General features: G+C 40.2%; 11 protein-coding genes and 1 pseudogene. 5 read left to right on the forward strand and 7 right to left on the reverse strand.

All coding sequences use genetic code 11. The annotated features are described in order from the left end of the window. Positions 1-12 precede the first annotated feature (12 nt). The 3 genes from HP552_RS03400 to HP552_RS03410 form a co-directional block, all read right to left on the reverse strand. Entirely contained in the window at positions 13-1,041 is a 1,029-nt protein-coding gene (locus tag HP552_RS03400; RefSeq protein WP_246310740.1) for a flavin-containing monooxygenase, read from the reverse strand. 75 nt (positions 1,042-1,116) lie between these two features. After that, complete coding sequence (locus tag HP552_RS03405) at positions 1,117-2,529, reverse strand: NAD(P)-binding domain-containing protein (protein WP_175394240.1); 1,413 nt, start codon at positions 2,527-2,529, stop codon at positions 1,117-1,119. 69 nt (positions 2,530-2,598) lie between these two features. Beyond that, on the reverse strand, positions 2,599-3,027 hold the full coding sequence (locus HP552_RS03410) for a MarR family winged helix-turn-helix transcriptional regulator (RefSeq protein WP_029881702.1): 429 nt from the start codon (positions 3,025-3,027) through the stop codon (positions 2,599-2,601). Between the two features lie 156 nt (positions 3,028-3,183). Between HP552_RS03410 and HP552_RS03415 the strand changes: the two are divergent. Then, positions 3,184-3,659 (forward strand): annotated as a pseudogene (locus HP552_RS03415) (arsinothricin resistance N-acetyltransferase ArsN1 family A). Positions 3,660-3,867: 208 nt separating this feature from the next. On the opposite strand, the gene HP552_RS03420 reads toward HP552_RS03415, so the two are convergent. Then, positions 3,868-4,410 carry a recombinase family protein gene (locus HP552_RS03420; RefSeq protein ID WP_175394241.1) on the reverse strand — a complete coding sequence of 181 codons (543 nt, stop codon included), beginning with the start codon at positions 4,408-4,410 and terminating at the stop codon, positions 3,868-3,870. Positions 4,411-4,573: 163 nt separating this feature from the next. Here HP552_RS03420 and HP552_RS03425 point away from each other — a divergent pair, with 163 nt between their 5' ends. The 4 genes from HP552_RS03425 to HP552_RS03440 all read left to right on the forward strand — a co-directional run bounded on the left by HP552_RS03425 (position 4,574) and on the right by HP552_RS03440 (position 8,835). Further along, the gene (locus tag HP552_RS03425) at positions 4,574-6,037 is read left to right on the forward strand and encodes a SulP family inorganic anion transporter (protein WP_175394242.1); all 1,464 of its coding nucleotides are present in this window, start codon (positions 4,574-4,576) and stop codon (positions 6,035-6,037) included. 14 nt (positions 6,038-6,051) lie between these two features. Continuing rightward, positions 6,052-6,471, forward strand: coding sequence for a universal stress protein (locus HP552_RS03430; RefSeq protein WP_175394243.1), 420 nt, complete (start codon positions 6,052-6,054; stop codon positions 6,469-6,471). A gap of 105 nt (positions 6,472-6,576) precedes the next feature. Next, positions 6,577-8,298 carry a ribonuclease J gene (locus tag HP552_RS03435; RefSeq protein WP_281366000.1) on the forward strand — a complete coding sequence of 574 codons (1,722 nt, stop codon included), beginning with the start codon at positions 6,577-6,579 and terminating at the stop codon, positions 8,296-8,298. 12 nt (positions 8,299-8,310) lie between these two features. Next, positions 8,311-8,835 carry an NUDIX domain-containing protein gene (locus HP552_RS03440; protein ID WP_246310739.1) on the forward strand — a complete coding sequence of 175 codons (525 nt, stop codon included), beginning with the start codon at positions 8,311-8,313 and terminating at the stop codon, positions 8,833-8,835. A gap of 97 nt (positions 8,836-8,932) precedes the next feature. Here the strand turns inward: HP552_RS03440 and HP552_RS03445 are convergent, their stop codons facing one another. The 3 genes from HP552_RS03445 to HP552_RS03455 all read right to left on the reverse strand — a co-directional run bounded on the left by HP552_RS03445 (position 8,933) and on the right by HP552_RS03455 (position 10,710). Next, a complete protein-coding gene (locus HP552_RS03445) occupies positions 8,933-9,778 on the reverse strand; it encodes a hypothetical protein (protein WP_175394244.1) in 846 nt (281 codons plus the stop codon). A gap of 165 nt (positions 9,779-9,943) precedes the next feature. Beyond that, complete coding sequence (locus tag HP552_RS03450) at positions 9,944-10,192, reverse strand: hypothetical protein (protein ID WP_175394245.1); 249 nt, start codon at positions 10,190-10,192, stop codon at positions 9,944-9,946. A gap of 173 nt (positions 10,193-10,365) precedes the next feature. Then, the gene (locus tag HP552_RS03455; protein ID WP_175394246.1) at positions 10,366-10,710 is read right to left on the reverse strand and encodes a helix-turn-helix domain-containing protein; all 345 of its coding nucleotides are present in this window, start codon (positions 10,708-10,710) and stop codon (positions 10,366-10,368) included. Between the last annotated feature and the right edge of the window lie 198 nt (positions 10,711-10,908).

A 10,908-nucleotide genomic window follows, 5' to 3' on the forward strand; every position in this document is an offset into this window, starting at 1 on the left:
TTCAATGATAGCTCACAATCTTTTCACAAGCGATTGTACAGCTTTTTTCGCATCTTTCCCTGATCCTCGAATCGTCGCCGAAGCAAATGAGGTCTGCCACGGTATACCTACAAAATGAATATTTTCATCGCTTTGTTTTAAAGGTACACCTGACGAATCAAGAACGTTTAATCCACTAAGATATTCGAAATTCGGAATATACCCTGTGGCAAAAATAACGGTATCCACATTTTCATGAGTCTCATCTGCCCACACTATCCCATTTTCCGTAAAAGCTTTAAACATCAGTTTGGCATCCGGCTTACCTTGATCGATAGCATTTTTATATATACCGGTATCAAGGACACCGTCACTGCTTTTTTGCAATAATCGTTTGCCCCAATTGGATTGATCAAGCCTAAGTAAAGTTAGCCAAAAGTGAATATCTTTTCCTGCAATGACCTGCGGCTTGAATTTGATCGGGCTTCTGGATGCGATCGTTACTTGCGCCGTCCTAGCCAGTTCAACCGCTATTTGGATCGCCGAATTTCCGCCTCCCACAACAATGATCCGTTTGTTTTTAAACTCTTTCTCATTTCGGTAGTTCTTGGCATGAAGCATTTCCCCCTTAAATTCATGCATGCCAGGAATGTCTGGAATATGAGGATTTACGAAAGCCCCGCTTGCACAAATAATGGACCGTGTACGAAACTGTTCTCCACTTAAGGTATGAATTGTATAGATATTACTTTCCTTATCCACTTTGATTACTTCTTGCCCTGAGTGTATTGAAAAATGGTATGTAGCCGCATAAGATTTTAAGTATTGAACAACCTCATCTCTGCGTGGATATACATTCACACCGCCTGGAAATGGGAGTCCTGGCAATGAAGAATACGGTGCAGGTGAGAACAACGTTAAACTATCATAGTAATTTGCCCATGATCCTAAATGCTCTTCACTTTTTTCAAGGATAATAAAGTTCCGTTTAGCTTTCTGTAAGTAATAGGCTGCTGCTAAACCAGATTGACCACCACCAATAACGATACAATCATAAATCATGTTTTTCAATTTTCTCCCTCCTTCTATAAAAAGCTACTGCATCACGATTCGGATGCAGTAGCTCTGAATTCTTGATTAGCCGCAGCAGGAACTTGATCCTGTCTTTTCAGTTTTTGAAGGAGAGCAACAATCCGAAGATGCTTCCTTCACTTGAACCGGTTCACAGCAGCTTTCCGTACTACTAGCACCAAGACTGCAAACACCTGTCTCTGGCAGTTCCAGTTCTACTTTTTGTGCTGACTCCATATCTCCCACTAGAGCAGCTACAATGGATCTTACTTGCTCATATCCCGTTGCCATGAGGAAAGTTGGCGCTCTTCCATAACTTTTGGCACCTACGATATAAAAGTCCTTTTCTGGTTGACGGAGTTCTTTTTCGCCATGTGGTCGAACTGTTCCGCAGCTGTGTACATTGGGATCAATTAATGGCGCAAGTTCATAAACACAGTCTAAGCTTGGGTCCGTTAGTACCCGTACTTCTCGCATCATCGATAAGTCAGGGCGAGAACCTGTGTTACCTACAATTTCATCGATGTGATCAATAACCACTTGTTCATCTTTAATGGTTCCGGAAACCTGAATCTGTTCACCTTGTTTTTGAAGTTTTTCAATATGGAATGCCGTTAGGACCTTTACGACACCGGATTCAACCACCCTTTCGATACGAGTACCCAGTTCCCCCCTTGCCTGAAGCCCATCTAGTTCTCGCCCGCCATAAACATCCTCGATATTTGCTTTGCGAATAGCCCACACAATCTCAGTTCCTGATTCTTCTTTTTGAAGCTCTACAAGTTCAAGCAACGTGTTAATCGCAGAATGTCCGCTTCCTACAACAAGCACCTTCTTGCCGCTATATCGATTTCTCTCTTTTCCTAATACCGCAGGGATACCGTATGAAATGTGACTTTTAAGTGCTTTTTCCTCTTCTGAAAATATACCGTCTGAACGAAGCGGGTTAGGATTGGACCATGTCCCCGTGGCATCGATAACAGCCCGCGCTTCATAAATAAACGAAGATCCGTTTTGTTCAACATAGATCACAAACGGCAGTTTCTCACGCCCATTTGTTTTCACTTTACTTAACCCTTTACGACTGATCGCAGTAACTTTCGTATTCAAATGCACATTTGGACTTAATTCAGGCAGCGCAGCCAAAGGTTTTAGATAATGCTCGACAATCTCCTTACCCGTCGGGATCTTTTCGTTTTGTGGAGCAACCCAATTTGTCTTTAGCAGCAACTCTTTAGCCGCTTTATCGATGTTATACTGCCATGGCGAGAACAGTCGTACATGTTCCCATTTTCGAATGTTTGCCCCTACTTCATCTCCAGCTTCAAACAACATAAACGGCTCACCTTTTGAAATGAGTTGTGCTGCTGCCGCAAGACCAACCGGTCCAGCTCCAATGATCGCAACAGGTAATTTGCCCTTTTCTTGTACTGGTGCTTCGCAGCAGCTCACTTGGTTCACAGGGATATGTTTAATCATCTTAGTTTCCTCCTTATATTTAGTTGCATTTTGCAAGTATTATATTAAATAATGGGGATAATTGATTTATTATCCCAGTGGTGTACAGCATACGCTGGATTTCGCCATACTTTCGTTTAGCAGTTTGACGGCGTTGATGACCATATCCCGTTCAAACTCAGACATATGTGAAAAGACTTCTTTTAAATAATCATTCATCTGCTCATCAATGACCGTAGCAACAAACTTACCTTGTGTAGTCAAGGATAGTATGTAAATCCGTCGATCTTCAGGTAAGGGCGTTTTTTGAACCAAACCCAACTTTACGAGACTTTGAACCTGGCGGCTAAACGTCGTGATGTCAATGGAGAGTGCATCTGCCACCTGCTGAATGGATGGATTATGCTTACGATCGATTTCATAAATGATGTGACTTTGAACAAGCGAAATATCCAGCCCTCCTGCGGTGCAGCAGTTTTTATCTAATAATCCAAAACGCCGTGTCATGATCTGAAACATCTCTCTTACGTTGTTTTCCAATTAACTCACCTCTTGTTATAGTTATACCCTTATTATTTGCAAATTGCAAATGTTTTTTTCATTTATCTATTCTCCTTCCCATTTCAAATTTAGATTGTGATATATAAACATATACAATAACAAAATATAGGAGTGATCAACATGGTAATTCTGCGGCAAGCTACCGAAGTGGATCTGGGAAGCATTCTAACTATCTATAACCAAGGTATTGAAGACCGCATTGCCACGCTAGAAACGCAGTCAAAAGACGCAGAATATATGTACGAATGGTTTAAAAAACACCAGGGACGTTACACCGTACTCGTCGCATTGGATGGGCGTCCATTAATGTATACAACCCTAGAAGTGCTTATGACGGTGTCGGTGACCTTTCAATCTATATACATCGTAATCATCGAGGCAAAGGGATCGGCAAGCAGTTGCTTCAGAAATTAGAAGAAATCGGTAAGCAGAATAACTTTTATAAGTTTGTTCTTTTTACCTTCCCATTTAACACGCTAGGTCAGAGCTTATATCATAGAGCTGTTTACCGAGAGGTAGGTGTATTCCATAATCAAGGCTTACTAGAAGGGAATTTTGTAAATGTGATGGCTATGGAAAAATTATTCTAAGTATTGAATCTTATGTGTATTGTATAATATCCCGTCATAACGAATGCTTAGGGTATCAACAATAAAAATTGGAACTAGGTAAATGAATATCTTTATTGAATTTTCATGAATTAACATTCTCCCTAAATTGAGTGTACCGTTAGATGAACAAAAGCAACCGATCTGTATATCGGCTGCTTTTGTTCATCTACATATAATTTAGTCTAACTTACGAACCTAAATAACGATACAGCGTTGTTTTACTGATGCCAGTTTCTTCACGAATCTCAGCAAGACTGTACTCTTTACTTTCATACATTTGTATCGCCTTCATTACGTTCCCATCCAATTTACGAGGGCGACCTAACTTAGTCCCCTTTTCCTTCGCTTCATCCATTCCTTTTTTCGTGCTTTCACGGCTTAAATCTCCTTGGAAATCAAGTAAAGCCTTCACATGCTCCAGAAAAATTCGACCAGAACTGTCCAGAGTATTCAAATTTTCATTCAGAGAATACAGATGGGCCTCTCGCTTATGAAATTCCTTCAGCAGATCGACAAGATGTTTTGTAGAGTCAGCTAAGGAGAATAACCGAGTAACAATGACGACATCTCCTGCCTGGAGCTCGTTCATCATAGCATTTAGCTCCGTTCTTTGCTTTGCAGATGAATGTTCTTCCTTTAATATTCGATCGCAGGATTTACGCTTTAAAATTTCGTGTTGATTTTGACATTTCGGGTCATCCTGCGATGGTCTCATGTACCCAATAATCATGTTAAAACTCCTAACTGCGAATGACATTAATAAACTATAACACAAATAAAGAACCAAAAAGGTTCCATTTTGGAACTGTTCGTGATAAGATCAATGTACTTCAACCGGATATGACTTTTAGTCCAGTAAGAGTCATAAAAAAAGATAAGGAGTGGAAGTACACGTGATTGAACGGATTAAGACAAATTGGTTCTCTAATATTCGAGGGGACATACTAGCCGGGATTGTAGTGGCATTGGCACTCATCCCCGAAGCCATTGCATTTTCTATTATTGCTGGTGTTGATCCCATGGTGGGTCTGTATGCATCATTTTGTATTGCTGTCATCATCTCATTTATTGGTGGCCGGCCCGGGATGATTTCTGCTGCTACCGGTGCCATGGCCTTACTAATGGTTCCTTTGGTCAAAGAACATGGCGTTCAGTATTTACTGGCTGCCACCATTCTCACTGGCGTTATTCAATTGCTTTTTGGCGTATTCAAAATCGGTAAACTCATGAAATTTATCCCGAGGGCTGTCATGATCGGCTTTGTGAATGCTCTCGCTATTCTGATATTCATGGCACAAGTTCCCCATTTTGTGGGCATATCCACGCTGACCTACATCTTCGTTGCAGTTACCTTACTTATTGTATATGTTTTACCCCGATTCTTCAAAGCCATTCCAGCACCTCTTATTGCCATAGTGGTTTTAACCGCAGCTGCCATTTGGGGTAACCTGGATTTAGGAACGGTTGGAGAGCTAGGGATTATCACGCAATCTCTTCCCTCATTCTTCATTCCTGATATTCCTTTTAATCTGGAAACATTGCAAATTATATTCCCTTACTCCATTTCACTGGCCATTGTCGGATTGGTTGAGTCTCTGCTAACGTCTTCTATCGTGGACGATATGACCGGTACGGATAGTAACAAAAACAAAGAAGCTCGCGGACAAGGTGTTGCCAACATTATTACGGGTTTCTTCGGCGGAATGGCAGGTTGTGCCATGATTGGACAGTCTGTGATCAATGTTAAATCTGGAGGACGGGGGAGACTATCCACCCTCGTAGCTGGTGTATTCCTCATGTTCCTTATTCTTGTACTTGGTGGTGTCGTTGTTCAGATACCTATGCCTGTACTCGCCGGAATTATGATTATGGTCGCCATTGGAACATTTGACTGGTCTTCCTTCTCTTATCTCCGTAAGGCACCTAAAAGTGATGCACTCGTTATGCTGGTTACCGTTATTGTCGTTGTAGCAACCGATAACCTTGCTATGGGTGTCATTGTAGGCGTCATTCTCAGTGCCGTATTCTTTGCCGCAAAAATTTCTAAAGTGAGTGTGAAGCAACTTTCCACGGAGAGAAACGTGAGGTTCGATGTGACGGGTCAATTATTCTTTGTATCGGTAGAAGGCTTTGTTGAGGCTTTTGACTTCAACATTGCTGACTCGGATATTATCATTGATTTTTCAAACGCACACATCTGGGATGATTCGGGTGTAGGCGCTGTTGATAAAGTGGTCATCAAATATCGGGAGAATCATAACCGAGTTACGATTAAAGGACTGAATACGTCAAGTGAAAAACTCATAAATAAGTTAGCGGTGTATCAGGATCCAAACGCACAGTTAAAATCACACTGATTGGAGAGATGAACATGTATCAACATATCCTCCTTGCTGCAGATGGCTCTAATAATGCCATTCGTGCAGCGAAGGAAGCGGCTTATATTGCATCATTAATCCCGGATGCCGAGGTTGAAATTCTGTTTGTTGTAGACTTATCCAAAGTCAAAAACGAAGTTCTCCATTCTCAGAATCATGAGGACATTGAACTGAAACGTAAACAGAAACTTATTCCTGTTCAGCAAGAACTTACAGAGAAAAATGTAAAATATCGAGTTACCTTCGTAAATGGAGATCCAGGTCCTACGATTGTTGATTACGCGAATAAGAACAGAGTTGATCTGCTTATTATCGGTAGCCGGGGACTGAACTCCTTACAGGAATTCGTACTTGGAAGTGTGAGTCATAAAGTCGTTAAGAGGGCTCATTGTCCAGTTATGATTGTGAAATAGATGATGGATATGAAGCACAGGACCCCTGCAATTGCAGAGGTCTCGCTTCTTTTTCTAAAGGAATTAGATTAGATCATTTAAACGTTGACTGGAGGAGAGGAAATCTTGGAACACTCCAAATTAAAGACTCAAAAACCACAAAAAACATCACGCCATCTTCCTCCTGCTGTACGTATTTTTGCGCTTGGAGGTCTCGGGGAAATTGGAAAGAACATGTATGGGATCGAATATAAAAATGAAATCATTTTAATTGACGCAGGTTTGAAATTCCCCGATGCTCATATGAACGGTGTAGATTACATTATTCCTGATATACGTTACTTGCTGGACAAGCCTCAACAGATTAAAGCTCTTTTCCTTACTCATGGACATGAAGATCATATTGGCGCTATTCCTTATTTACTCAGACATCTTTCGTTTCCAATCTATGGCGGTGCACTAACGATCGGCTTGGTCAAAGCCAAGTTGGAAGAGCACAAGTTAACGAATTCAGTGGACTTTCATATCATACAGGATCACGAACGCGTATCATTTCAGCAGCTATCTGTTCATTTTTTCCGAACAATACACAGCATACCCGATGCATTTGGTATCGTTGTAGATACGCCCTATGGTTCTATTGTGCACACAGGTGACTTCAAATTTGATATGACACCTGAAGGAAAGACAGCAGATCTTCATAAAATGATGCAGTTAGGTGAAAAAGGTGTGCTTGCTTTGCTGTCTGATAGTACCAACAGTGAACGCGAAGGTCAGTCTCTTTCAGAACAAACAGTGGGTGAATCTGTTTTGGAATTAATCCAGCAATGTGAAGGCCGAGTTTTGTTTGCGACTTTTGCATCCAATGTCCACAGGTTACAACAAGTCATTCATGCTGCTTCAGAGTGTAATCGGAGAATTTTAATACTGGGTCGCAGCATGGAAAAAATATTCTCCATTGGTCAAGAACTTGGACACCTTCATATACCACAAGGTATGTTAATGGATATGAAGGAAATCCACACCACTCCACATCATCAAGTCATCATTTTATGCACGGGTAGTCAAGGAGAGCCTAATGCAGCTTTAACCCGTATTGCAGCCGGCTCCCACCGTCACGTTCAAATATTCCCAGGAGATATGGTTGTCTTTTCTTCTTCTCCGATCCCTGGTAACGTCTTTCAAGTCAATCGAAGCATAGATATGCTAATGCGTTCTGGAGCCGCTGTCCTCTACGGAGCAGAGTATGACATTCATACTTCAGGGCATGGATCACGGGAAGATTTAAAACTGATGATACGGACCATGCGCCCGAAATATTTCATACCGATCCATGGAGAATATCGAATGCTGGTAAGTCATCAAAAACTAGCTGAGCACATTGGAATACCCTCCAACAGAATCTATGTATTGAACAATGGAGAGCCTCTCCTCATTACTAAATATCATGTTCGAAAAGGAAGGACTCTCCCTTCGGGATCGTCATTTGTGATACGTGGTAAAGTTGGGAGGCATGAGCCTGAACTCATTGATGAACGCAATAGATTGGCTCAGGATGGTGTACTTATTGTCGCACTTGTCTTAAACAATGAGACATGCCAAATGATATCAGGGCCTGATCTCATTAGACGAGGGTTTGTCTATGTACGAGATGCTAACGAACTGATGAAAACAGCAGAATCACATTTGAAATCCGCACTATATGGACTAGCGCAGAAAAAAGAAGCCCGCTGTGAGATTTGGGAAAGGAAGATCTCAGAAGTACTCCAGAACTTCTTTTACTCACAATTACAACGAACTCCTGTGATTTTCTCTTCCATTCATAAAGTTACACATCCTACCCAGTAAAGGAAGTCTACAATGATGAGAATGATTCAAAAGTTAATTCATCCCGATACACCTGATCTAAATGGCCGAATGTTTGAACGAAAAGCAGCACGTGGCATTATTATGCGTGGTTCTGAGATTCTTCTACTCTATACCCGTAGATATAATGACTATAGTTTTCCCGGAGGTGGTGTGGAAGCGGATGAGGACCTACTAAGTGGGCTAAGAAGAGAGATTGCCGAAGAAACCGGCGCTCCCCAGGTTGAGGTAACAAACGAGTTCGGCTACATTGAAGAGTATCGTCCCCATTACAAACCCGAATATGATCTGATCCATATGTTATCTTATTACTATGTTTGCAACATTCATGAACAGCTTGGAGAAGCTCAACTCGAAGATTATGAGATGAATAATGGCATGTCTGCCGTTTGGATCGACATTCATCAGGCCATTAAGCATAATCAGCAGGTGATATTAAACAAAGAGGCCTCTATGGGATTTTCTATCGAAAGAGAGACGATCGTTATGGAGCTTATTGCTTCTGAATTACTTAAGTAATTCACAGGTTCAATAGTTGAATTAGAAGAGACCTTAGACATCTAGTTATGTTTGAGGTCTCTAATTTAATCTAGTATCGCCAAGGTGAAAAAACATGTTACATTTCATTTCGAAAAAAGTGGTTTTGAGGAGGACGGCTTAGGAAAGAGTAGTGCATCTCTCTCCAATGTTGCACTATTAATGCTTGCCTCTCACTACTAATTTCCATTAATCTATATGTGCTCCTTACATCTGATATTTTCTGCAGCTGTTGAATCTCAAGCAGGGAAAAAAATCCTCTTGCCGCGTACTCTTTTACTTTCGACATATCCACCCGACCACGACTTATAAGTGGTTCATTTCCCAGATATTTTTGCACGTGTAAAGAGCTTATCTCCGGATCGGACTGAATCAAAGAAACACTTCCGACTGGCAAGAACTCTTTACGTTTTTCTTGTTCCAATAGTCCCTGAAGCGCTCGTTTACGAATAATCACCCACGAGTCGAATAAACGGTTATACAGCCATTTATTTGATTTCCATTCGATTATCTGCGACTGAATTGATTGGTTTGCTAGTTTTAATTGGTAACCATCAAAATCGTAAGCAGACTCATTCTTGGTCCTTTTTGGGGTGAATCGTATATAAGGCTCTTTTGGTTTACATAGGCCTGAAATAAGTAACTGCTCATGCGATAGTAGTTCCCGCCATTTTATGTTCATGACTTGCCCTATTACACCATGATTATCGAAGTACTCCATTAATTCCTCATTGTGCTTTTCATATACATTCATCGAACTAAATGAACCGACAATCCCTAATTCAGTCCACTCCATTCGCCTTAATCCTCGTTTGATTTGATCTTCTCCTATAGATAATCGGAGTAAATCCATACATTTTTTTAGCTTTACCATCTTACTGTACTGTAAGTTCTCCACAAATTCCTCCAATGCTTTGAAAGGCACTCCCATTTCCCCTTTTCGTCAAGTTAGGATCATGTATTAACTAATTTTATTTTTTTAAACACATAGAAAAGAGCAATCTCAATGTGATCGCTCTTAATGGGGGTGTATCAAATTATTAATTATCTATTTTCATCACTGATTGAATTGAATGCTACATCCAAAATACTAACCAACTGATTTAGTGGCATTTTGTAAGAACAATGAGCTCACTTTCAGATAAGAACTTATAAATTGAGTATCTGCCTCGTGTTGTAATTCACTTAGCTTAGATAACTTAGTTTCAGATAACTTCATCGGTTGCTTCAATTGAAAATCAACACGATGTATATTCTCATTTAATAAATGTCCAGCAGTGTATGCTGCACTAGTCGTTTGCAGTTGCATGGTAAGATCCACAATTCGATCTCGATACATAATGAGTGAACTCTTCTCCGCTATCTTGTTATTCACGTTATAGATATGAGATCCTGTCCCCAATGATAGCATTCTTATCGTACTCACATCATAACCAAGAACAAAAGCTTATTCCTTTCAGCACTACCCTATTACTATATTATTTATTTTAAATGTAACGCCTCAATAATCATTTACTTTGAATGATATCGATGTATTTTCAGCTTAATAAAGTCTCTAATTTCATCCTGGTCACTTGGTTTTAAATTCCTATATTCTGAAATAAGTCTGGCTTCACTATCTCCAAGGCCTTTACTGATAGATACATCACTGACTTGGTCAAATCCATAAACTAACCAATAGAGATCTGTTTTAAATTGATCGTAAAGTGCCATAACAATGTCTAACGAAGGTTTATATTTATCTTGTTCCAACTCACTCAGTGTCCCCTGAGATACTTTAATGATACTAGCGAACTCAGTCTGATTTAACTTATGTAGCTTACGGATGCTTCTAATTCGTTCTCCAATAGTGGACAAATCAACACCCTCCTTAAATTAAAGAACAGTCCTGATGACATTTAAATCATCAGGACTGTTTAATATTACTCTATAAGTTATTAGTTTTTATTAATCTTGATCGTCATTTTCACTTACCAACTATAATGTCCATTTACCAACTATAATGGCAATTGTAAAACTATAATGGCAATTTACCATCTATAATGTAACTGAACA

This window comes from Paenibacillus xylanilyticus (assembly GCF_013359935.1).
Lineage (GTDB): Bacteria > Bacillota > Bacilli > Paenibacillales > Paenibacillaceae > Paenibacillus > Paenibacillus xylanilyticus.